Source organism: Streptomyces sp. NBC_00873 (genome assembly GCF_045207415.1).
Lineage (GTDB): Bacteria > Actinomycetota > Actinomycetes > Streptomycetales > Streptomycetaceae > Streptomyces.
Genome location: NZ_CP108803.1, coordinates 1,267,807 through 1,290,633 on the forward strand (window position 1 = coordinate 1,267,807; position 22,827 = coordinate 1,290,633).

At 70.3% G+C, this 22,827-nt stretch carries 18 protein-coding genes and 3 pseudogenes; 9 read left to right on the top strand and 12 right to left on the bottom strand.

Features of this window, described 5'->3' with window-relative positions:
- Window positions 1–25: 25 nt before the first annotated feature.
- The 5 genes from OH809_RS05975 to OH809_RS05995 are packed head-to-tail and all read right to left on the bottom strand — an operon-like array spanning window position 26 to window position 5,207.
- A complete protein-coding gene (locus tag OH809_RS05975; protein WP_406423380.1) occupies window positions 26–910 on the bottom strand; it encodes a glycosyltransferase family 2 protein in 885 nt (294 codons plus the stop codon).
- The gene (locus tag OH809_RS05980; RefSeq protein ID WP_393308393.1) at window positions 907–1,686 is read right to left on the bottom strand and encodes a CDP-alcohol phosphatidyltransferase family protein; all 780 of its coding nucleotides are present in this window, start codon (window positions 1,684–1,686) and stop codon (window positions 907–909) included. The genes OH809_RS05975 and OH809_RS05980 overlap by 4 nt, the downstream gene beginning before the upstream one ends.
- Entirely contained in the window at window positions 1,664–2,725 is a 1,062-nt protein-coding gene (locus OH809_RS05985) for an iron-containing alcohol dehydrogenase family protein (protein WP_406423379.1), read from the bottom strand. Before OH809_RS05985 ends, OH809_RS05980 begins: the two co-directional genes overlap by 23 nt.
- Complete coding sequence (locus OH809_RS05990) at window positions 2,713–3,450, bottom strand: sugar phosphate nucleotidyltransferase (protein WP_406423378.1); 738 nt, start codon at window positions 3,448–3,450, stop codon at window positions 2,713–2,715. Before OH809_RS05990 ends, OH809_RS05985 begins: the two co-directional genes overlap by 13 nt.
- The gene (locus tag OH809_RS05995; protein WP_406514906.1) at window positions 3,447–5,207 is read right to left on the bottom strand and encodes a DUF5941 domain-containing protein; all 1,761 of its coding nucleotides are present in this window, start codon (window positions 5,205–5,207) and stop codon (window positions 3,447–3,449) included. Before OH809_RS05995 ends, OH809_RS05990 begins: the two co-directional genes overlap by 4 nt.
- 339 nt (window positions 5,208–5,546) lie before the next feature.
- On the opposite strand from OH809_RS05995, the gene galE reads away from it, so the two are divergent.
- From galE to idi, 4 genes and pseudogenes are all read left to right on the top strand, one after another.
- A complete protein-coding gene (gene galE, locus OH809_RS06000) occupies window positions 5,547–6,530 on the top strand; it encodes a UDP-glucose 4-epimerase GalE (protein WP_406514907.1) in 984 nt (327 codons plus the stop codon).
- A gap of 165 nt (window positions 6,531–6,695) precedes the next feature.
- Window positions 6,696–7,637, top strand: a complete 942-nt coding sequence (locus tag OH809_RS06005) for a cation diffusion facilitator family transporter (RefSeq protein WP_406423375.1) — start codon at window positions 6,696–6,698, stop codon at window positions 7,635–7,637.
- Between the two features lie 13 nt (window positions 7,638–7,650).
- Window positions 7,651–7,776, top strand: a pseudogene (locus tag OH809_RS06010) (GNAT family N-acetyltransferase); the annotation flags it as partial.
- 149 nt (window positions 7,777–7,925) lie between these two features.
- Window positions 7,926–8,519, top strand: a complete 594-nt coding sequence (gene idi, locus OH809_RS06015) for an isopentenyl-diphosphate Delta-isomerase (protein WP_406423374.1) — start codon at window positions 7,926–7,928, stop codon at window positions 8,517–8,519.
- A 39-nt stretch (window positions 8,520–8,558) separates the two neighbouring features.
- On the opposite strand, the gene OH809_RS06020 is transcribed toward idi, so the two are convergent.
- Both OH809_RS06020 and OH809_RS06025 read right to left on the bottom strand, forming a co-directional pair.
- Entirely contained in the window at window positions 8,559–9,014 is a 456-nt protein-coding gene (locus OH809_RS06020) for an ATP-binding protein (protein WP_359109076.1), read from the bottom strand.
- Between the two features lie 136 nt (window positions 9,015–9,150).
- A pseudogene (locus OH809_RS06025) lies at window positions 9,151–9,288 on the bottom strand (HdeD family acid-resistance protein); the annotation flags it as partial.
- 118 nt (window positions 9,289–9,406) lie between these two features.
- Between OH809_RS06025 and OH809_RS06030 the strand changes: the two are divergent.
- The 3 genes from OH809_RS06030 (at window position 9,407) to OH809_RS06040 (ending at window position 13,911) form a co-directional block, all read left to right on the top strand.
- Window positions 9,407–10,171 (top strand): enoyl-CoA hydratase/isomerase family protein, encoded by a 765-nt coding sequence (locus OH809_RS06030; protein WP_406423373.1) that lies wholly within the window; start codon window positions 9,407–9,409, stop codon window positions 10,169–10,171.
- A 302-nt stretch (window positions 10,172–10,473) separates the two neighbouring features.
- Entirely contained in the window at window positions 10,474–11,337 is an 864-nt protein-coding gene (locus OH809_RS06035; RefSeq protein ID WP_406514908.1) for an SCO6745 family protein, read from the top strand.
- Window positions 11,338–11,490: 153 nt separating this feature from the next.
- On the top strand, window positions 11,491–13,911 hold the full coding sequence (locus OH809_RS06040; RefSeq protein ID WP_406514909.1) for a Tex family protein: 2,421 nt from the start codon (window positions 11,491–11,493) through the stop codon (window positions 13,909–13,911).
- Window positions 13,912–14,052: 141 nt separating this feature from the next.
- Here OH809_RS06040 and OH809_RS06045 read toward each other — a convergent pair whose 3' ends face one another.
- Together OH809_RS06045 and OH809_RS06050 are read right to left on the bottom strand one after the other, a co-directional pair.
- Complete coding sequence (locus tag OH809_RS06045; protein ID WP_406423370.1) at window positions 14,053–15,690, bottom strand: ABC-F family ATP-binding cassette domain-containing protein; 1,638 nt, start codon at window positions 15,688–15,690, stop codon at window positions 14,053–14,055.
- Window positions 15,691–15,923: 233 nt separating this feature from the next.
- A pseudogene (locus OH809_RS06050) lies at window positions 15,924–16,175 on the bottom strand (oxidoreductase); the annotation flags it as partial.
- A 37-nt stretch (window positions 16,176–16,212) separates the two neighbouring features.
- Between OH809_RS06050 and OH809_RS06055 the strand changes: the two are divergent.
- Window positions 16,213–17,175 carry an FAD-dependent oxidoreductase gene (locus OH809_RS06055; protein WP_406514910.1) on the top strand — a complete coding sequence of 321 codons (963 nt, stop codon included), beginning with the start codon at window positions 16,213–16,215 and terminating at the stop codon, window positions 17,173–17,175.
- A 60-nt stretch (window positions 17,176–17,235) separates the two neighbouring features.
- On the opposite strand, the gene OH809_RS06060 is transcribed toward OH809_RS06055, so the two are convergent.
- The 3 genes from OH809_RS06060 to OH809_RS06070 form a co-directional block, all read right to left on the bottom strand.
- Window positions 17,236–17,427 (bottom strand): hypothetical protein, encoded by a 192-nt coding sequence (locus OH809_RS06060; RefSeq protein ID WP_406514912.1) that lies wholly within the window; start codon window positions 17,425–17,427, stop codon window positions 17,236–17,238.
- A 72-nt stretch (window positions 17,428–17,499) separates the two neighbouring features.
- A complete protein-coding gene (locus OH809_RS06065; RefSeq protein ID WP_406423367.1) occupies window positions 17,500–18,792 on the bottom strand; it encodes a M14 family metallocarboxypeptidase in 1,293 nt (430 codons plus the stop codon).
- On the bottom strand, window positions 18,789–20,768 hold the full coding sequence (locus tag OH809_RS06070; protein WP_406423366.1) for a Xaa-Pro dipeptidyl-peptidase: 1,980 nt from the start codon (window positions 20,766–20,768) through the stop codon (window positions 18,789–18,791). Before OH809_RS06070 ends, OH809_RS06065 begins: the two co-directional genes overlap by 4 nt.
- Window positions 20,769–20,969: 201 nt before the next feature.
- Between OH809_RS06070 and OH809_RS06075 the strand changes: the two genes are divergently transcribed.
- Window positions 20,970–22,454, top strand: a complete 1,485-nt coding sequence (locus OH809_RS06075) for a M1 family metallopeptidase (protein ID WP_406423365.1) — start codon at window positions 20,970–20,972, stop codon at window positions 22,452–22,454.
- Window positions 22,455–22,827 lie beyond the last annotated feature (373 nt).

The window sequence follows — 22,827 nt, forward strand, 5'->3', positions numbered from 1 at the left end:
CCTCATGCTCTCAGAGGAGAGCTTCTCAGATCACGGGAGGTCGGCCGAGTCTGGTCAGCCGCCATACCGTGCGCCACTTCATCGGACGTCGTGGTCCGCAGGGCTTGGTCCAGCCTTCCCGGAAGCCGCCGAACCATGCCTTCAGCGCGGGGCCCGAGGGCTTGCGGAGCAGCGTCAGCAGCAGCCAGACACCGAGGTAGACGGGGACCAGAGGCGCGGGCAGATTGCGGCGCGCCAGCCAGACCCGGTTCCTGGCCACCATGCGGTGGTAGACCGCGTGCCGGGACGGCGCGGTGGTCGGGTGGTTGAGGACCATGTCGGCGCGGTAGTCGATCAGCCAGCCGGCGTCCAGTGCCCGCCAGGCGAGATCCGTCTCCTCGTGCGCGTAGAAGAAGTCGCCCGGCAGCCCGCCGACCTCGGCGAGGACCTGGGTACGGACGGCGTTGGCGCCGCCCAGGAAGGTCGTCACCCGCGACGAGCGCATCGGGTCGGCGGCGCGCAGCCGTGGCACGTGGCGGCGCTGGGTCACGCCGGTGTCCGGGTCGGCGATCCGGAAGCTGATGATCCCCAGCTTCGGGTCCTGCTCGAACGCCTGTCTGCACAGCTCGGCGGTGTCGGTCAGCGGCAGCAGTCCGTCGTCGTCGAGGAAGAGCAGCGCGTCGACGTCGGCGCCGGACGGGCCGAACGCCTCGATGCCGACGTTGCGGCCGCCGGGGATGCCGAGGTTCTCGGGGAGCTCGACGGTCCGTACACCCGCGGGGACGTCCGGGACCGGGGCGCCGTTGCCGACGACCACCACCTCGATCCGGTCGCCGTCCTGCTTGGCGACCGAATCGAGGAGGGCGCGCAGTTCGTCAGGACGGTTGCCCATCGTGATGACGACCGCGCCGAGCTTCATGGGGGTGCTCACTTCAGCCTGCTCGACGCCAGGACCGACACCAGGTGCAACAGCGTCTGTACGAGGGCGATACCGGCGAGCACGGCGACGCCGAGCCGGGAGAAGAACAGGTCGCCCCTGACCGCGTCCAGGACCGCCAGGACCAGGATCAGCAGGGACGCCTCGATCCCGAGCACCAGGCGGTGGAACTTCAGCGCCGCGGCGGCCTTGCGGGCCAGCGCCAGACCGGACGAGCGCGGCTCCGACGCCGCCTCCTTGACGGGCGGCAGTCCGCCCTGGTGACGGGCGACGCCGACGAGGTCGGTCTCGGCCTTGATCAGAACAGCGCCGAGGGCGGCGAGGGTGCCGAGGAAGGCCCACAGCCAGTCGATCCGCCCGGAGCCCCACAGATCAGCGGCGCGCAGGCCGAAGCCGACCAGCACCGCGGCGTCGCAGAGGTAGGCGCCGACACGGTCCAGGTAGACGCCGCCGAGCGAGAACTGCTTCTTCCAACGGGCGATCTCGCCGTCGATGCAGTCGAGCAGCAGATAGAGCTGGACCATCACCACCCCGAGGACGGCGCCCGTGATCCCCGGCACCAGCAGGGCCGGGGCGGCGAGGACGCCGCAGACCGTCATCAGGTAGGTCAGTTGGTTCGGCGTGATCTTGGTGTTCACCAGGTACCGGTCTATGTGCAGCGAGATCTCCCGCATGTACATGCGCCCGGCCCAGTGTTCACCGCTGCGCCGGTCCTTCACACCCTCCGGGTGAACGACCGGACGGAGTTCAGCTACTGATGGTCTTGGCATAGTCGGCGTACGCGTCCCTGATCTGGTCGGTGGACAGGTTGAGGTGTTCGAGGATCGTGAAGCGTCCCGGACGTGTCTGCGGGGCGTAGTCGACGGCCTGGACGAACTCTTCGGCGGTGAAGCCGATGTCTTCGGGCAGGACCGGCAGCCCGTGCCGGCGCAGGGTCGTCACCATGAGCAGCGACTCCTCGCGCGCACCTCGCAGATACATGGCGAAGCAGGCGCCGAGGCCGACCTGCTCGCCGTGGCTGGCAGCGCGCTTGGGGTACAGCAGGTCGAAGGCGTGGTTGATCTCGTGGCAGGCGCCCGAGGCCGGCCGGGAATCCCCGGCGACCGACATGGAGATGCCGGTGAGCACCAGGCCCTCGGCGAGCACCTTCAGGAAGGCGTCGTCGCCGACCCCGCCGGGGTGGCGCAGCACGGCCTCACCCGCCTGCCGGGCCATGGCGGCCGCCAGCCCGTCGATCTCCTCGCCGTTGACGTCGTGGGCGAGTTCCCAGTCGGCCACGCAGGAGATGTTGGAGACCGCGTCGCCGATGCCGGAGCGGACGAAGCGGGCGGGCGCCTCGCGGATGATGTCGAGATCGATGACGACTGCGATCGGGGTGGGGACCCCGTACGAGCCCCGTCCGTTGTCGTTGTCCAGGGTCGCCACGGGAGAGCAGAGACCGTCGTGCGAGAGGTTCGTCGCAACCGCGACCATCGGCATGCCGACGCGCGCCGCGGCGTACTTCGCCACGTCGATGATCTTGCCGCCGCCGAGGCCGACCACGGCGTCGTACCTGTTGCCCTTGATCTCGTCGGCGAGCCGCACGGCGGAGTCGATCGTGCCGTCGGCGACCTGATACCAGTGGGCGCCCGGCAGCACCGGGGACAGCCGCTCGCGCAGGACCCGGCCAGAGCCGCCGCTGATCGCGATGGCGAGCTTGCCGGAGGCGGAGATCCGCTGGTCGGCGAGGAGGCCGGCCAGGTCGTCCAGGGCGCCGCCGCGGATGTCGACGACGACCGGGGACGGGATGAGCCGGGTCAGTACTGGCACGCGATCTCACGGCCCTTCGCGAGGTCGTCGTGGTTGTCGATCTCGACCCACGTCACTTCGCCGATGGGGGCCACGTCGACGGTGAAGCCGCGGTTGACGAGCTCCTGGTAGCCGTCCTCGTAGTAGAGGTCGGGGTCGCGCTCGAACGTCGCCTTCAGGGCGTCGGCGAGCTCCTCTGCGGCCTCGGGCTCTATCAGGGTGACGCCGATGTACTCGCCGGTCGCCGTGGCCGGGTCCATCAGCTTGGTGATCCGCTGGACTCCCTTGTCGCCGTCGGAGATGACCTTCATCTCCTCGTCGGCGAGGTTCTTCACCGTGTCGAGGGCGAGGATGATCTTCTGTCCGTTGCCGCGGGCGGCGAGGAGCGTCTTCTCCACCGAGACCGGGTGCACGGTGTCGCCGTTGGCGAGGATGACGCCCCGCTTCAGGACCTCACGGGCACACCACAGGGAGTAGGCGTTGTTCCACTCCTCGGCCTTGTCGTTGTCGACAAGGGTGAGCGTCAGGCCGTACTTCGCCTCCAGCTCGGCCTTGCGGTCGTACACGGCCTCCTTGCGGTAGCCGACGACGATCGCGGCCTCGGTGAGGCCGATCTCCGCGAAGTTGGCGAGCGTCAGGTCGAGCACGGTCTTCTCGCCGTCGACCGGCACGAGGGCCTTCGGAAGCGTGTCGGTGTAGGGGCGCAGACGCCGTCCTGCACCGGCTGCGAGTACGAGGCCGATCATGCGGGTTCTCCTTCGTCGTGAACGGCAGGTGCTCCGGAGGACACCCAGAAGCGGATGGACTCGGCGAGCACCACCACGGCCACGGCCACCGCGAGAGCGGTGAGTGCCACGGTGAAGCCTGAATGCTGAGTGAGTACGGCGGCGAGTACGGCCACCACCAGGGTCCGGCCCTCGTGCCCACCGATCGTTCGCACCAGCCACCGGGGCGGCGCGCCGGTGCCCCCGCGAATGCGGTACACCGTGTCGTAGTGATGGTAGGCGACGGCCGAAATCAGTCCGAAAGCCGCAGGAAGGGCTTGGTCGACATCGCTGCGGGCGGCCAGAGCAAGGATCGCGCAGTACTCCGCCGCCCGGAATATCGGGGGCACGAGCCAGTCGAGTGCGCCCTTGAGGGGGCGGGCGACGGCGACGCCGGAGCAGACCGCGTAGAACACCGCGGCGACGATCATCTGCCGGCTGCCGAACGGCTGCAGCAGAGCGGCGCCGATCAGCGCGGCCGCACCGACGAGGGCCACCACCGGGGCGGCCCATCCGCCCCGGATGCGGGGTCCCCTCGCCGCGACGAGGCCGGCCAGCGGCCCGGAGTCCGCAAGGTCGGCGAGCGCCTGGGCGGCCCGGTCGGTGCGCTTCGCCTTGCGGGTCAGCGAGCGCAGCAGGCGGCCGGCGGTGGTGTAGCAGGCGGCGACGGAGCAGCCGATCAGCAGAGCGTAGAAGACGATCCGCGGGGTCGTCACCGCCGTCAGCACGGCGATCATCGCCCAGCGCTCGCCGATCGGCAGCACTATCATCCGGCGCAGCCAGACCGTCCATCCGACGCTGTCGAGCTTGTCGGAGAGGGCTGCTGTCGGGCTCGAATTGGCGACCGCGTCGTGGTTGGCCTCGTTGAACGAGAAGTCGACGACATGGCGGCAGGTCTGCAGCACCATCGCGCCGAGGGCGAGTGCCCATACGTCGTCGCCGCCCCGGGCCGCGCCGAGGGCGAGGCCCGCGTAGTACGCGTACTCCTTGGCCCGGTCGAACGTGGCGTCCAGCCAGGCGCCCATCGTCGAGTACTGCAGCGAGTAGCGGGCGAGCTGCCCGTCGGTGCAGTCCAGGACGAAGGAGAGGAGCAGCAGCAGTCCGGCGGCGATGTACCCACCGCGGCTGCCGGTCGCCGCGCAGCCCGCCGCAATCAGCGCGGTGAGCAGGGAGGCGGTGGTGACCTGGTTCGGGGTGAGGCCGCGGCGCGCGCACCAGCGGGCGATGTAGCGCGAGTACGGGCTGATGAAGTAGGTGGTGAAGAAGCCGTCGCGGGCCTTCACGGCGCTGCGCAGCCGTACCGCCTCGTCGTCGACCGCGTCCACAGCGGACTGGGCGGTGGCGCGGGTGGCCTGGTCGACGGGGACGGCCGCGACGAGCGAGCCGAGCTCCGGACGCTGCACGGCGGCGCCCTCGGCCTCCAGCGCGACGGCGAGGCGGCCCGGCACGGTGCGGTCGGTGACGGGCACGGTGTCCGCGCCGCCGGCCGGCCCCAGGGGGACGCCCGCACCGATGGCCGCAGTGGCACTGCGCAGGGCGCGGACGAGCGCGGGGCGCGCCTCCGGCTGTGCGGTGAGCGCACCGGGGACGGTGGCGGCGGGGAAGCGGGGGTCGGTCAGTCCGAGCCGGAGGGCGTGGACATGTCCGACAAAGCGGGGATCGACGAGCGCGACGCGGGCGTCGGCGGGAGCCGCGGAGAGCAGCTCGGCGGCCTCGGTGACATCAGCGGCGGCCTGCACGTCGAAGCCCAGCGACCTCAGATCGTCCGCGAGCGACGATCCGGGTACCGGTGCACCGGTGAGGATGGCGGTCGACAGACGAACTCACTCCTTGGTGCTGACAGGGTCGGCGCGCGACAGTGCGGCCCGGATGCGGGCCGGCGGCACGTCGGCAGAGGCTATCGGATGAACGGAAGCGGGAGTTCACTGCCCGTTTGTGCTCCGTTCGGGGTGGACCGGCATCATGCGGCGCCGCCCGCGATCATCATCGTCGATCCCGGCCCCGGCTCACAAACCGCGGGGGTACCGGGCTCTGCCTCGGCTCACACGCCGCAGCGGCATAGACCTAGGCTGACGGGTATGACATGGATGATCACAGGCGGAGCGGGATATATCGGGGCACATGTGGTGCGGGCCATGGCGGCTGCCGGGGAGCGGGTGGTCGTGCTCGACGACCTGTCGACCGGCATCCGCGACCGGCTCCCGGCCGATGTACCGCTGATCTGCGGCTCGGCCGCCGACCGTGCGCTGCTCGACCGTACGCTCGCCAGGCACGCGGTGACCGGTGTGGTGCATCTCGCAGCGAAGAAGCAGGTCGGCGAGTCCGTCGAGAAGCCGCTGCTCTACTACCGGGAGAACATGTCGGGGCTGACCGTCCTGCTGGAGGCCGTGGTCGCGGCCGGTGTGCGGAACTTCGTCTTCTCCTCCTCGGCCGCGGTGTACGGCGTACCGGACGTGGATCTCATCACCGAGGAGACTCCCTGTGCCCCGATCAATCCGTACGGTGAGACCAAGCTCGCCGGGGAGTGGCTGGTCCGGGCGACCGGGAGGGCGCACTCGCTGTCCACCGGCTGTCTGCGCTACTTCAATGTGGCGGGAGCGGCCGAGCCGGAACTCTCGGACACCGGCGTCTTCAACGTCATTCCGATGTTCTTCGACCGGCTGACCCGCGGCGAGGCCCCCCGGATCTTCGGCGACGACTATCCGACGCCGGACGGGACCTGCATCCGTGACTACATCCACGTCGCCGATCTCGCCGACGCGCATCTCGCGGTGGCCCGCAGACTGGCGGAGCAGGGCGACCCCGGGGACCTGACCGTGAACATCGGCCGCGGCGAGGGCGTCTCGGTGCGCGAGCTCGCCGATCTGGTGGGCGAGGTCACCGGCCACCGGATCAAGCCGGAGACCGAGCCGCCCCGGCCCGGCGACGCGGCCAGGGCCGTCGCCTCCGCCGCACGGATGTCCGAGGAGCTGGGCTGGACGGCCCGGCGCGGGGTGCGGGAGATGCTCGAGTCCGCCTGGGAAGGCTGGTGCCTGCGCCACCCCGAGGCCCTCGCCAACTGATCCGCGCCTGACCACTCCACCGCCCTGACCTGCAATCGTTTCCGCAGGTCAGGGCATATGACAACGGTGTTCAGTGCCGTGTTGCCCGATACCCCCTACCCGTAGTTCACTGGCCTTCTCGGGCCGATACTGGTCCGGTTCCGCAAGACGACCGGAGGCGTCCCCATGGGGGCTGGGCACGATCACGGGCACTCGCACGGCGGGCCGCCGCCCACCGGCACCGCGGCCGCCGCGTACAAGGGACGGCTGCGGATCGCGCTGTGCATCACACTCACCGTGATGGTCGTGGAGATCATCGGTGGTCTGCTCTCCGACTCGCTCGCGCTGATCGCCGACGCCGCCCATATGGCGACCGATGCGCTGGGACTCGGCATGGCGCTGCTGGCGATCCACTTCGCCAACAAGCCGGCCGGGCTCAACCGAACCTTCGGCTACGCCCGGGCCGAGATCCTCGCCGCGCTGGCCAACTGCCTGCTGCTGCTCGGTGTGGGCGGCTATCTGCTCTACGAGGCGGTCGAGCGCTTCATCACGCCCGCCGAGACCCGGGGCGGGCTGACGATCGCCTTCGCCCTCGTCGGCCTGGTGGCCAACATGGTCTCCCTGTCGCTGCTGATGCGCGGACAGAAGGACAGCCTCAATGTGCGCGGCGCCTATCTGGAGGTGCTCGCGGACGCGCTCGGCTCGGTCACCGTGCTGGTCTCGGCCGGCATCATCCTGGCCACCGGCTGGCAGGCCGCCGACCCGATCGCCTCGCTGCTGATCGGCCTGATGATCGTCCCCCGTACGGTCAAGCTGCTCCGGGAGACGCTCAATGTGCTGCTGGAGGCGGCCCCCAAGGGCGTCGACATGGGCGAGGTACGGGCCCACATCACCGGCCTGCCCGGGGTGCTGGACGTCCATGACCTGCATGCCTGGACCATCACCTCGGGGATGCCGGTGCTCTCCGCCCATGTGGTGGTGCAGCAGGAGCTGCTCGACTCGATGGGGCACGAGAAGCTGCTGCACGAGCTGCAGGGCTGTCTCGGCGACCACTTCGACGTCGAGCACTGCACGTTCCAGCTGGAGCCGAGCGGGCACGCGGAGCACGAGGCCAGACTCTGTCACTGAACGACGGTTCAGCGCAGTACGGTACGGGATCCGGGCGGGCTTCGAGATGCCGGACGAGGCGATGATGGCTCTGGTCCTCGACGATTCCCTGCCCGTGCCGACGGGCACGATCCAGTATCCGGCGGTATTCGGGATCTGACGTGCCGTCCGGTCCCGCCGCATCCACCAGGTGCGGCGGGACCGGACATGCCAGGACCCGAAGTACGGACAAGCCGCTTTTGTACGGCAGACTTGAGCAGACTCGAGGGGACCGGCGTACAAGGCCGGGCACCATAGCGAAGGATGGGTATGCCGACCACACCAGCCACCGCGGCGAACAGCTCGTCGAACGGCACAGCAGAAGCGATCATGCTCGAACTGGTCGACGAGAACGGCACCACCATCGGCACGGCGGAGAAGCTCGCCGCCCACCAGGCACCTGGTCAACTGCACCGGGCGTTCTCCGTGTTCCTCTTCGATGAGCAGGGCAGACTGCTGCTGCAGCGCCGGGCGCTCGGCAAGTACCACTCCCCCGGTGTCTGGTCGAACACCTGCTGCGGCCACCCGTACCCGGGCGAGGCACCCTTCACCGCCGCCGCCCGGCGTACGTACGAGGAGCTCGGGATCTCACCCTCGCTGCTGGCCGAGGCGGGCACCGTCCGCTACAACCACCCCGACCCGGCCTCGGGCCTGGTGGAGCAGGAGTTCAACCACCTCTTCGTCGGGATGGCGCAGGCGGAGCCGGAGCCGGACCCGGAGGAGGTCGGTGAGACAGCGTTCGTGACCGCCGACGAACTGGCGAAGCGGCATGCCGAGGCACCGTTCTCGGCGTGGTTCATGACGGTGCTCGATGCCGCGCGCCCGGCGATCAGGGAGCTGACCGGCCCGTCCGCGGGCTGGTAGCGGCGAACCGAATGGCGGGCGCGGGACGGGCGGGGGCGGTCAGAGGTACGGGTTCAGCGGCAGCGCAGCCCAGATGATCTTTCCGCCCCCGGCGGTGTGCTCGACATCGCAGGTGCCGCCTGCCTCGTTCGTGATCTCCCGGACCAACAGCAGCCCGCGCCCGCCCGTCTGCGCATAGTCCGTCTCCAGCGCCGTGGGCCGGTACGGGTGGTTGTCCTCGACGGAGACTCTGACCCATTCGGCACCGACGGCCACCTCGACGGCGAGCTCCGGGGAGAGCAGCGCGGCGTGCTTCACGGCGTTGGTGACCAGCTCCGAGACGATGAGCAGCAGGCCCTGGGCGATGCCTTCGTCCATCGGCACGCCCTGGCGGTTCAGCAGATCGCGTACGGCGTGCCGGGCCTGCGGTACGGAGACGTCGACGGCCGGCGCGGTGAACCGCCAGACTCCCTCGTACGATACGGGCCTGGCGGGGACACTCCCGCGGCTCTCCATAGTTCCCGCACCCGCTCTCGACTCGACAGTCACTGCACGTCGAAGTACAGAGTGCGGGGAGTAGTCGGTCCGGGCCGTGCTACTGCACAGAAGTCGACCTCTATCGACAGAATTTTTTCGAATGAGTATGACAGCGTCAGTTCTTGGACTGGTTCTGATCTTCTTCTGAGGGCTTGTCCGGCAGTGTCTCGGCCGCCATCTGGTCCGAGACCAGCGAGACGATGCGGCGGCCACCGACCCCGATCGCGATCAGGCCCAGCCCGTCGAAGAGCAGCTGCGGCTCAGTTTCCTGCCCTGGAGTTCGGGACCGGGCATCTGACCCCCTCACTGTGCGTGAGCTTCTCGGCCCCTTCTTGATCATAGGTTCGAACGGGACGGATAGCATCCGGCGCATGGACCGTACGGAACCGCAGCTGCAGCTCACCGTCGCGGACGGCATCGCCACCGTCGTGATCAGCAACCCGGCCAAGCGCAACGCCATGACGGCCGCCATGTGGCAGGCGCTGCCCGGACTGCTGGAGCGGACGGCCGCCGACCGCGCCGTGCGCGCCCTGGTTCTGACCGGCGCCGGGGACACCTTCTGTGCGGGCGCGGACATCTCCTCACTGCGGGACCGGGCGAGCGAGCCGTCGTACGATCCGCAGGCGCTGGCGGTGGCGGCCGAGGAGGCCCTGGCCGCCTTCCCCCGGCCGACGCTCGCCGCGGTGCGCGGCTACTGCGTGGGCGGCGGCAGCCAGCTGGCGGCCGCCTGCGATCTGCGGTTCGCCGAGGAAGGCGCTTCCTTCGGCGTCACCCCGGCCAAGCTCGGGATCGTCTACGCCGCTTCGTCGACCCGGCGGCTGGTCTCGCTGATCGGACCGGCCGCGGCAAAGCATCTGCTGTTCTCCGGCGAGTTGATCGGCACGGAACGGGCGCTGCGGACCGGGCTGGTGGACGAGGTGCTGCCGGCCGGCGAGCTGGACAAGAGGGTGGAGGCGTACGTACGGATCCTGGCATCGCGCTCCCAGCTGACACAGGCGGCGGCGAAGGAGTTCGCCACGGGGCGGGAGGACCGGGACGCGTACTGGGTGGAGCAGGCGCGCCGCAGCGGCGACACCGCGGAGGGTGTCGCCGCCTTCCTGGAGGGGCGGGCGCCGCGCTTCACCTGGACGACCTGAGCACCGGCCATGATCCGCCGCACATCCCGTGGGCAGGGCGTGTCAGCAAAGGGGGACCGGCCATTGGGGGGTGGGAGAAGGAGCGGGGCTGGGTGCGTGCAGCTGCAAGGCGGAGGATTGAGGCTGAACACCGTCGAAGAGGACGACGAGTACGGATCGCTGCGTCATGTCTGCCATCCTGGGCGGCCGCGACGATGGCTGCAATGACGAAGAACCCACCTTTCCTGCCATGCCGGTCCCGGTCGAAATTGGGTGCGGCCGCGGGGTTACGGGACGTACCGACCAGTCGGTAACGTGCGGGCATGAGTACTCTGCCGCCGCGCGCCGGACGCCGCTGCCACAACGCCGTCAACCCGCTGCACTCGACGGTCTACTTCTCCCCCGACCTCGGCAAGGAGCTCGGAGAGCTCGGCATCCACGACTCGAACGCCGCCTACTTCGTCGCACGCGGAGCGGCGCTCGGCGCCGTCGGACCAGGCGCGGTCACCGCCACCTTCTACAACTTCAACCACGAACTCGTCGCCCGGCACCTCCCCGCGGTGTGGTCCGTAGCCTCGCCACAGGCGGTCCTGGACGCCCGGCTGCGGGCCGCGGACACGACGCTGCGCCGGCTGCTCGGCCCGGAGATCATCGACTCCCCCGAGCTGGCCGAGGCCGCGGAGCTGGCGCTGCGCGCCGCGGAGGCGTGCACGCGACACGCCCGGCCGCTCTACGCCGCCCACGCCGATCTGCCGGTGCCGGAGCAGCCGCACCTGGCGTACTGGCACGCCGGGACGCTGCTGCGCGAACACCGCGGTGACGGCCATCTCGCCGCACTCCTCGCCGCCGGTCTCGACCCGATCGAGGCCCTGGTCAGCCACACCGCGACCGGAAAGGGAATGTCCCCGCGCTGGGTGCTCGCCACCCGCGGCTGGCACCGCACGGACTGGGAGGACGCGACCGAACGGCTGCGCCGGCGCGGACTCCTGGACGGCGAGGGCGAGTTGACGGAGGCGGGCGTCGCACTGCGGGCGGAGCTGGAGGACACCACGGACCGGATGGATCTGGCACCGTACGAGCATCTGGGAGCAGAGGGCGTGGAGCGGCTCACCGAGCTGGCGCGCGGATTCCTCCTCACGGCGGTTTCTGCGGGTGCGTTCCCGGCCGATCTGATGGGCAAGGGCTGATCCCGCCGACCCGCCGACCGGCGGACAAGTGGGGTGGTCGGGCGACACGGCGCCCGGCCACCCGGCACAATGCAGGCGGAAGGGGCTCCGCCCCGGTAAGCACAGCTAGTACAGCCCAGCACAGCCAGTACGAGAAGGCGAGTCGGTAGAACCGTGACGACGTCCATCGAAGGCAGGATCGCCGAGGAGCTCGGCGTACGCGAGCGGCAGGTGAAGGCGGCCGTAGAGCTGCTCGACGGCGGGTCGACCGTGCCGTTCATCGCGCGCTACCGCAAGGAAGCGACCGAGATGCTCGACGATGCGCAGCTGCGCACGCTCGAGGAACGGTTGCGGTACCTGCGGGAACTGGAGGACCGGCGGACGGCGATCCTCGACTCCGTACGCGAACAGGGCAAGCTCGACGAGGCCCTGGAGGCGCAGATCCGAGCCGCCGACACCAAGGCGCGGCTCGAGGACATCTATCTGCCGTTCAAGCCGAAGCGGCGGACGAAGGCGCAGATCGCCCGGGAGGCAGGGCTCGAACCGCTGGCCGACGGCCTGCTGGGCGACCCGTCCGTCGAACCGCTCGCCGCTGCCGCCGCCTTCGTCGACGCCGGCAAGGGCGTCGCGGACGCCGCCGCGGCTCTGGAGGGCGCCCGTGCCATCCTCGCCGAGCGGTTCTCGGAGGACGCCGACCTGATCGGCGAGTTGCGTGAGCGCATGTGGTCGCGCGGGCGGCTGGCCGCGAAGGTGCGGGACGGCAAGGAGGAGGCGGGCGCGAAGTTCGCCGACTACTTCGACTTCGCCGAGCCGTTCACCGCGCTGCCCTCGCACCGGGTCCTCGCGATGCTCCGGGGCGAGAAGGAGGACGTGCTCGACCTGGTCCTGGAGCCGGACGAACCCTCGGAGACACCGGGCCCTTCGCCGTACGAGAACATGGTCGCCCGCCGTTTCGGCGTGGCCGACCGGGGCCGCCCGGGCGACAAGTGGCTCGGCGACACGGTGCGGTGGGCGTGGCGGACCCGGATCCTCGTGCACCTCGGGATCGATCTGCGGCTGCGGCTGCGGACGGCGGCGGAGGACGAGGCGGTACGGGTCTTCGCGTCGAACCTGCGCGACCTGCTGCTCGCCGCGCCGGCCGGGACGCGCGCCACGCTGGGGCTCGACCCCGGTTTCCGTACGGGTGTGAAGGTCGCCGTCGTCGACGCGACCGGCAAGGTCGTCGCGACGGACGTCATCTACCCGCACGTCCCGGCGAACAAGTGGGACGAGTCCCTGGCCAAGCTGGAGCGGCTGGCGAAGGAGCACTCCGTCGATCTGATCGCGATCGGCAACGGCACGGCGTCCCGCGAGACGGACAAGCTCGCGGGTGAACTGTGCGAGAGGCACCCGGAGCTGAAGCTCACCAAGGTGATGGTGTCCGAGGCGGGTGCCTCGGTCTACTCGGCCTCCGCCTTCGCCTCGCAGGAACTCCCCGACATGGACGTGTCGCTGCGTGGTGCGGTGTCGATCGCCCGGCGTCTGCAGGACCCGCTGGCCGAGCTCGTGAAGATCGACCCGAAGTCGATCGGTGTCGGCCAGTACCAGCACGACCTGTCCGAAGTGAAGCTGTCGCGCTCACTGGACGCGGTCGTCGAGGACTGTGTGAACGGCGTCGGTGTCGACGTCAACACCGCGTCGGCCCCGCTGCTCTCGCGGGTCTCCGGCATCGGCTCCGGTCTCGCCGAGAACATCGTCGCGCACCGGGACACGAACGGGCCGTTCGGGTCCCGGAAGGCGCTGAAGGACGTGGCGCGGCTGGGCCCGAAGGCGTACGAGCAGTGTGCGGGCTTCCTCCGGATCCGGGGAGACGACCCGCTCGACGCCTCGAGCGTGCACCCGGAGGCGTACCCGGTGGTGCGGCGGATGGCGAAGACGGTGGGCGGGGATGTCGCGTCGCTGGTCGGCAACTCGGGTGTGCTGCGGTCGCTGCGGGCGGACGACTTCGTGGACGAGAAATTCGGGCTGCCGACGGTCACGGACATCCTGAGGGAGCTGGAGAAGCCGGGTCGCGACCCGCGGCCCGCGTTCAAGACGGCCACCTTCAAGGAGGGCGTCGAGAAGATCGGTGATCTGGTCCCCGGGATGGTGCTGGAGGGGGTCGTCACGAATGTCGCCGCGTTCGGGGCGTTCGTGGACGTCGGTGTGCACCAGGACGGTCTGGTGCACGTGTCGGCGATGTCGAAGACGTTCGTGAAGGATCCGCGGGATGTCGTGAAGCCGGGCGACATCGTGAAGGTGAAGGTGATGGACGTCGACATTCCGCGGAAGCGGATCTCGTTGACGCTGCGGCTGGACGACGAGGCGTCGGAGGGACAGTCGTCGTCGCAGGGCGGCGGGACGAAGCGGGAGCGGGGCGGCCAGGAAGGTGGCCAGGGCGGTCGGCCGCCGCGGCAGCGGCAGGGCCAGGGTCAGGGCGGTCAGGAGCGTAACCGGCGCGGTGGCGGTGGTGGCGGCTCTGCGCGTCAGGCGCCGGCGCCGGTGAACAGCGCCATGGCGGATGCGTTGCGGCGGGCGGGGCTGGCGGATCCGAAGCAGGGCGGAAGGAAGCGCTGACGGTGGGGGCGGGTGAGGGCGGTCCGCTGCGCGGCTGTCCCCCACCCGCCCCTTCCCGAATCGGGGGCTCCGTCCCCGGACCCTTTTTTGTCCTCAATCGCCGGACAGGCTCGGTCTTTCGCCTGCTCGGGCCCCAGTGGGTCAGGCCTCGGTCACCTTGCCGTCGGCCACCTCGACGCGCCGCGTCGTCCGCACCGCCTCCAGCATCCTTCGGTCGTGCGTGACCAGCAGCAGCGTCCCCGCGTACGAGTCGAGCGCCGACTCCAGCTGTTCGATCGCGGGCAGGTCGAGGTGGTTCGTCGGCTCGTCCAGGACCAGGAGGTTCACGCCCTTGCCCTGGAGAAGGGCGAGGGCCGCCCGGGTCCGTTCGCCCGGGGAGAGGGTCGTGGCGGGCCGCATCACATGGTCCGCGCGCAGCCCGAACTTGGCGAGCAGCGTGCGGACCTCGGCCGGTTCAGTCTCGGGGACGGCTCCGCAGAACGCCTCCAGCAAGGTCTCCGAGCCGTGGAACAGCTTCCGTGCCTGGTCCACCTCGCCCACCACCACGCCCGAGCCGAGCGTCGCATGGCCCGAGTCCAGCGGCAGGCGGCCGAGCAGCGCCGCGAGGAGAGTGGACTTGCCGGCTCCGTTGGCGCCGGTGATCGCTACCCGGTCCGCCCAGTCGATCTGCAGGGACGCCGGCCCGAACGCGAAGTCGCCGCGCACGACCTGCGCCTCGCGGAGCGTGGCGACGACCGATCCGGAGCGCGGGGCCGTGGCGATCTCCATCCGCAGCTCCCACTCCTTGCGCGGCTCCTCGACGACATCGAGCCGTTCGATCATGCGCTGCGTCTGCCGGGCCTTCGCGGCCTGCTTCTCGCTCGCTTCACTGCGGAACTTGCGGCCGAGCTTGTCGGAGTCGGTGGCCTTGCGGCGGGCGTTCTTGACGCCCTTGTCCATCCAGCCGCGCTGCATCTGGGCGCGGCCTTCGAGGGCGGAGCGCTTGTCGGCATACTCCTCGAACTCCTCGCGGGCATGCCTGCGGGCCCGGTCGCGCTCCTCCAGATAGGCCGCGTACCCACCGCCGTAGAGGTTGATCTGCTGCTGGGCGAGATCGAGTTCGAGGACCTTGGTGACCGTACGCATCAGGAACTCGCGGTCGTGGCTGATGACGACGGTGCCGGCGCGCAGTCCGGAGACGTACCGCTCCAGTCGCTCCAGTCCGTCCAAGTCCAGATCGTTGGTGGGCTCGTCGAGGAGGAAGACGTCGTACCGCGACAGAAGCAGCGAGGCGAGTCCGGCGCGGGCGGCCTGGCCGCCGGAGAGCGCGGTCATCGGCAGGTCGAGGCCGACGGTCAGACCGAGGTCGGCGGCGACCTCCTCGGCGCGCTCGTCGAGGTCGGCGCCGCCGAGGGCCAGCCAGCGCTCGAGGGTTTCGGAGTACGCGTCGTCCGCCCCCGGTGCCCCGTCGACAAGGGCCTGGGTGGCGGCGTCCATCGCCGTCTGGGCGTCGGCGACGCCGGTCCGGCGGGCGAGGAAGTCCCGCACGGTCTCGTCCTGGCGGCGCTCCGGCTCCTGCGGGAGGTGGCCCACGGTGGCGGTGGGCGGGGAGAGCCGCAGCTCGCCCTCCTCCGGCCGGTCGAGCCCGGCGAGCAGCCGGAGCAGGGACGATTTTCCGGCTCCGTTGACTCCGACGAGACCGATCACGTCACCGGGTGCGACGACGAGGTCGAGTCCGGCGAAGAGTGTGCGGTCGCCGTGTCCGGCGGCGAGGTCCTTGGCGACGAGGGTGGCAGTCATCAGGGTGTCGATCCTAATCGGCGGACGGCTTCGCTCTCGACGGGTGTCAGAGAAGCCGGCGGGGGCGCCGGGGGCGGCGCAGTTCCGCGCGAGTGCGGGTGCGGATCGCGGGGGCGGGCCCGCCCAGGTCGCCGTTCATCGCGGCACGGAGGCGGACCTCCTGGACGACTGGTGGTGTGTTCGAGGCATCGTGTGCGGCGATTGGCGGCTCGCCGGGGCAATCGACTCCGTGCTCAGTGGTGGATCACGGGTGCCACCAGCACGCTCCCTGTGGTGCGTGCCACGATGAAGGGTTGTCCCTTGACGGCCCGTGCGTCCAGTGGAATTCGGTGCTGCCCCAGCTCCAGTACGCCGTCGAAGACCTCCTGCGCGTGGGTGCGGTACAGCCGGTCGAGGCGGTACGCGACCAGGCTGACCCGGCAGGCCGAGGTGACGTCGACCTCGGCCGTGCCGTCCGCCGCCGTCAGCCGGACCAGACGTCGCCGGGCCCCACTGGCCAGGACTTTCCGTTAGCGTCCGGCCATGAGCGACACACGGGCAGAGGTGACGGGGAGGACGGACGTGCCGGACGTGATCGTGGTGGGTGGTGGGATCAGCGGGCTGACCACGGCCCTGGTGCTGGCCGAGCGCAGCCACCGGGTGCGGGTCTGGTCCCGGGAGCCGGCCGCGGCGACGACGTCGGCGGTGGCGGGGGCGTTGTGGTGGCCGTACCGGATCGAGCCGGAGGAGCTGGTCGGCGACTGGTCGCTGACATCGCTCCGGAGATACGAGGAGCTGGCCGGACGCCCGGACGAGACGGGAGTGCGGCTGGTCTCCGGTCTGCACGGGGGCGAGCGGCTCGCCGCTCTCGGTTCGTGGGCAGGGCAGTTGAAACACGTGAGCGAGGTCGCGGAGGGGCTGCGGGTCCGGCTGCCGCTGATCGACATGCCGGCGCATCTGCGCTGGCTGGAGCGGCAGTTGGCGGCGGCCGGCGGCGTCGTCGAGCGGCGTACCGTCACCTCGTTCGACGAAGCCGCCGCCGAGGCGTCGACGGTGGTCAACTGCACCGGTCTCGGGGCGCGCGAGCTGGTCCCCGATGCCGGGGTGCGCCCGGTCCGCGGTCAGCTGGTGCTGGTGGAGAACCCGGGGATAGAGGAGTGGTTCACCGAGGCGGACCCTGCCTCGGACGCGACGACGTACTTCTTCCCGCAGCCCGGGAGGCTGGTTCTCGGCGGCACGGCCGAGGTGGACGACTGGAGCACGGTGCCCGACCCCCGTACCGCCGAGGAGATCGTGGCCCGGTGTGCCCGGATCCGGCCGGAGATCGCGGGGGCGCGGGTCATCGGGCACCTGGTGGGTCTGCGTCCCGCACGCGACACCGGTGTGCGGATCGAGGCCGAACCGCTGCCGGGCGGCGGGCGGTTGGTGCACAACTACGGGCACGGGGGTGCGGGGGTGACGGTGGCCCTGGGCTGCGCGCGGGCGGCGGCCGATCTCCTGTCCTGAACCGGGCCGCGGAGCGTGAGGCGCGCGCGGCCCGGCGGCGGGCGCCGGGGCGCCGAGGCCTCAGTCGGACGGCGTTCCAGGCTCGGACGGGTGATCGCGGTGGTCCGTGATCGGGCCCGGGCCTGGGCCGATGCGGATCTCGAACACCACCCGGTCGGTCGTGGGGTACCGGTCTCGCGTCGGGTCGCCGGGCAGATCCGCCGTGACCGGCAGATCCCCCCAGCCGCCCGTTCTCCGTTCGTCCTGCGACACGAGTGGCACCTTTCACGGAAGCTGAGTTTCGCTCTCCGTAGGCAGCACCACACGCATCACATGTTCATGGGATCAACAAGCCGTATCGGCTTGACCGCTTGTGAGGTGATATGTCGCCCGCTCGTCCAGGAGGAGCGGAATCAGGTTCCGGGCCGACTGCCGCAACGGTACGTACGCTCCGTCACCGTCGGTCCGGGAGGTGACGCCGTGCAGGGCGAGTTCGTCCTTGACGTCGGCGAACTGTGCGGCGCTCAGGCGATAGCCGCACGGTGGGTCCTGGAGAATCTCGACGGGTTCGGCCGGTTCGTTGTCCGCGCCCCCGAGGTAGACGGGACCCCGGTCGGCGTACCCGGCCGCACGGGACGCCGCGGTGGCGGCGCCGATGGGACCGCGTCGTTCGTCGGTGAAGCGGAACAGACCGTCGAGCGCGATGAGTTGCGAGTCGACGCGGCGCCGGCTGTTGAGGGCCGGGTCGGACTTCTCGGCGTCGGTGAGCGCATCGACGCGGGACTCGATGAGCAGGCCCACCGCGTGCTTGATGCCCGAGGTGTTGCGCAGGATGCGCTCCTGTCCGTCGCCCGCCGTCTGCTTGATCGGGTCTCCGGTGACCGGGTCGGTCCAGATCCCGTAGAGACCGCTGCTGTAGCCGGCGTCCTTGGCCGTGGGCCGCACGTACTGTTCCGCCAGGGTCTGCGACTCGTTGTGCACCCGGTCGGTGGCGTTGAGGTTGCGGGGCCAGAGGACGAACAGGTCCTTGTCGTAGTACGGCGGGGTGGCACCGTACTCGTGCAGGTCGTAGATCACCTCAGGCTTCCGGTCGCGGATGAGCGCTGCCATGGCGCGCGCCTCGGCGGTCTGCAGGGCGATGTGGTCGCGGTTGATGTCGACGCCGTCGGAATTGCCCCGGGTGTTCGCGGCGCGCCCGTCGGGGTTGGCGGTAGGCACCACGAGGACATCGGTGTGCGAGAGGAAGGTGCGGGTCGCCCGGTCGTCGGCGTACGCGAGATCGCGAATGGTGGTCAGACACGCCTCGCGGCCGGACGGTTCGTTGCCGTGCTGACTGCAGATGAGCAGGACCGTGGTGGCCGCGGGACCGTGGTTGCCGATGCGGACGAGCTGGAGCGGGCGGCCCTGTTTCGTCGTGCCGATCCGGTCGACGGAGACCCGGTCGCTGCCCCGGTCGACGGCGGCGAGGAAGGACTGCTCCTCGGGCTGGCCGGTCCAGTGGGCCCCGTTGCTGGTTTCGAAGCCGGTACGGGGCGGGGTGTGCGCGGCCTCGGCCGGCGCGGCGGCCAGGGGGACGGCCAGCGTCGTCGCGGCGACGGCGATGGCGAGGTTGCGGACGAGCGGGATACGGGGTGTCATGAGCGGCTGCCTCCCGGGATGCGGTGTGCGGGACTCGGCGGTGCCACGCCTTCGGGACGGGATGCGTGGGGGGTGGCTGTCGCGTGCGCGGGGCCCGCGGTGGCGCGTACGAACGCTGCGGCGCCGCCGACGAACGGCAGCTTCGCGGACGTGCGGGCCAGATCGAGGGTGAGCGTGGGTGTGGAGGCCGGCGGGTCGATGAGGTCCTGGTCGGTTCCCGCGACGATCAGGGCTAGGCGGTGTCCGGCCGGCACCACGTGATCGCTCGCGGCCAGATCGACCGTGATCGTGTAGCGCTTGCCCGGGGTGAGCGGGCGGCCCTTGCCTGCGGAGGCGTACGTACCGAGGTCGGCCCAGCCGCGACTGAAGACGGTCCGGTCGACGGCGGCGGTCCTGGCCGTCGTCTCCTTGAAGCAGGAGCTGTCGCCGGCCGTGCTCGCGCCCCAGCAGGTGCGGTCGATGAGGGTGGTGATGCCTTCGCCGGACGCGCCGTAGTCCCGGATGGTGTCGGGGCCGACATCGACGAGGACGGCCGAGAGATGGGCGGTCGAGGTGGTCGGGGTCGCGGTGACGGTCACCTTCGACGAGCCGGAGAGCCGCAGGTCGTGGGCGAGCGGCGCGGTGAGGAACCCGGCCTTGGCGCCCGTGGACCGGTCCAGGTCGGCGGCCCAGTCCGTCTCGCTCTGCTTCGGGTCGTCGGTGAACGTCTCGGTGGCTCCGGGCCGGGCGGTCCTCCGGGTGAGGGTACCGACACCGGGTTCGGTGCCGGTGCCGGGGCGCACGGTGGTGGCGGCGGTGGTGCGCGGCGGCCAGACCTTGTCGGTGGACCACTGGTCGGGGTGGCGTTCGATGTCGGCCATCGGTGCGTGGTCGATGCCGTTGTCGTAACCGAGGAGGTAGTGGTCGAACCAGCGGTGCAGCGTGTCGACCCACTCGGCGCGCCGGTAGTCGAACGGGTCGACATGACCGGTCTGGGAGAGCCAGATCTTGCGCTCCACACCCTGCGCGGCAAGGGCGTCCCACCATTGACCGAGGTGCTTGGTGCGGACGTTGAGGTCCTGCATCCCGTGCACGGCAAAGACGCTGGCCTTCACCTTGCGGGCGTCCTTCACGTAGTCGCGCTCGCTCCAGAGATTCGTCCAGTCGCCGGTACGGGGCGCCTCGTCGACGAGCTTCTGCTGCACGGCCGCGCAGCGCGCCCGCGCCTCGGGGCTCTCGACATAGTCGGAGAGCCATTCGGGACCACCGTCGTAGAGGGGGGCACCCTGGGCGAAGTAGTAGTCGTACCAGGAGGAGATGGAACCGATCGGAACGATGGTCCGCAGCCCGTCGACACCGGTCGCCGCCACACCGTTGGCGATGGTGCCGTCGTAGCTCTTGCCGATCATGCCGGTGCGGCCGTTGGACCAGCCTGCCGAGGTGCGTTCGGTGCCGGTGCGGGTCGTGTAGCCGCGGGCCCGGCCGTTCAGCCAGTCGATGACGGCTGTCGCGGACTGGATGTCGGAGCGGCCGCCGACGTCGACGCAGCCGTCGGAGCGATTGGTACCGGCCAGATCCACGGCGACGAAGGCGTAGCCGCGCGGGACGAAGTAGTTGTCGTAGTAGAGCGGGAACTGGACGGGGTCGCCGTTGGTGTCGTATGTCTTCAACTGGCTCTCGTTGCCCCGCCCGCAGCACGAGTAGTAGGGACTGGCGTCCATGATCACGGGTATCTTGCGGCCCTGTTGTGCGGGTTCGCGCGGCCGGACGATGTCGACGGCGACGCGGTCGCTCTTCCCGTTTCCGTCGCCGTCCAGTCCCGTGTCCACCCAGACGGACTCACGGACGGCGCTCCCGTACGAGTAGACGGCTCTGCTCTCCCGCGGGCTCGAGCCCTGTGCACCTGCCGGCGAGAGCAGGACGGTCATCAGGGCGGCCGAGGCCGCCACCACCAGTGATCTGTACGTCAAGCGGGTGCCCCGCGCACGTATCGGCATCTGCGGAAGGTACCCCGGTCAACTCCTGTGCGACAGGGGGCGATCGCACGCCGATGTGACGGAAAGGCAGTCAAGGTGTCATGTCGGCCGAATGGCGATCGTGTGACAGGAGTGGCCATGGACACGACCAGGCCGGGGAATGCTGAATAGTGCCGAAGGAACGGTCGGAAAGATCATCCGCCCCGAAGACTTGGAGCATTCGTGCACCGCAGACTCATCGTCCCGAGCGCACTCGCGGCCTTGCTGCTGCTGGCGATCCCGGCATCGGCCGCCCAAGGCACCGCGGGCGCCCCGGGTATCGGCGACCCCTATTACCCGGCCAGTGGCAACGGCGGCTACGACGTGTCCCACTACGACCTGCGGCTGAAGTATCAGCCGGCGACCGATCTCCTGGAGGGCACGGCGACGATCCTCGCCACCCCCACCCAGGACCTCTCGCGCTTCAACCTCGACTTCGGGCTCGACGTCTCCGAGGTGCGGGTGAACGGGAAGACGGCACAGTACGCGAAGAGCGGAACCCAGGAACTGGAGATCACGCCGACCGGAACCCTGGCGAAGGGCCGGGCCGTCTCGGTGGTCGTGCGGTACGCCGGGAAGCCGTCCGAGCTGAAGATCGGCGGCTGGACCGCCTGGGCCCGTACCCCGGACGGCGGTGTGGCCGCGCAGGAGCCGGAGTCGGCCGTGTGGTGGTTCCCCAGCAATGACCACCCGTTGGACAAGGCTACGTACGACGTGTCGGTGTCCGTCCCGGACGGGACCCAGGCGATCAGCAACGGCGTGCTGCAGTCGCAGAGTTCGAGGCTCGGCTGGACGCGCTTCAACTGGCGCTCCAACAAGCCGCAGGCCACGTATCTGGCGACGCTCGCGATCGGCAGGTTCGACATCACCAGGGACACGACGGCGGACGGGCTGCCGGTCCTCAACGCGTACAGCAAGGACCTCGGCGACAACGACGGGGCGGCGCGCGCCAGCATCGAGCGGACCACCGAGGTCGCCGAGTGGCTCACGGATGTCTTCGGTCCGTATCCGTTCAACGCGCTCGGCGGCTACGTGCCCAATGTGACCAGTGGTTTCGCTCTGGAGACGCAGACCCGGCCGTTCTACAGCCCGAAGCAGTTCGCCAATGGCGCGAATGTCTCGGTGGTCGTCCATGAGCTGGCGCACCAGTGGTACGGCGACAGCGTGTCCGTCGACGGCTGGAAGGACATCTGGATCAATGAGGGCTTCGCCCGGTACAGCCAGTGGCTGTGGTCGGAGAAGGAGGGCGAGGGAACGGCGCAGGAACTGGCGGACTACACGTACGCCCTCCATCCGGCGGACGACGCTTTCTGGACGGTGAAGCCGGGAGACCCGGGTCCGGACAACCAGTTCCACGGGGCCGTCTACGACCGTGGGGCACTGGCCCTCCAGGCGCTGCGGAACAAGCTGGGTGACGAGACCTTCTTCGCGCTGCTGAAGGGCTGGCCGGCCGAGCATGCCTACGGGAACGCGAAGGTCAGTGACTTCGTGACGTACGCGGAGCGGGTGTCGGGCACGCCGCTTGCCGGATTCTTCGACACCTGGCTGTACCAGCCGTCGCGGCCGGAGGCTCCGGCGCCGAGCGCGGCACGGACCGTGCGGAGCGCCGGGCAGCCCGCCTCCTGGAAGAAGATCGCCGCGACGAACACGATCCATGACCGGGACTGAGACCGGCCGGCAATTGGGGGGTGGGTGAAGGAGCGGGGCTGGGGTGCGTGCATCGCAAGGCGGAGGATTGAGCCATGGCGAATGGGGCCTCCCCTGCTCGAGCGAAGCCGAGAGCTCGGGGAACATGGTGATTGACGACAACGCGGCAGATGTGCGTGCCCAGCCCCGCGACGCCGCCCCCCCCCCCAATTGCCGGTCGGTCTGATCCACCGGGGCACTGTCGGCGCCGTCACCCCCGGGCTGGGGTGACGGCGCCGGATAGGTCGGCGGGGTTCGTGCCGGTCCGCCGGCCCCGGGCGCTCGCGGCCGGTTCCCGTGCGCACGAGGAGCGTCCCCTGCCCGGTCCGAGCCCCGATTCCGCTCGCGATGTCCG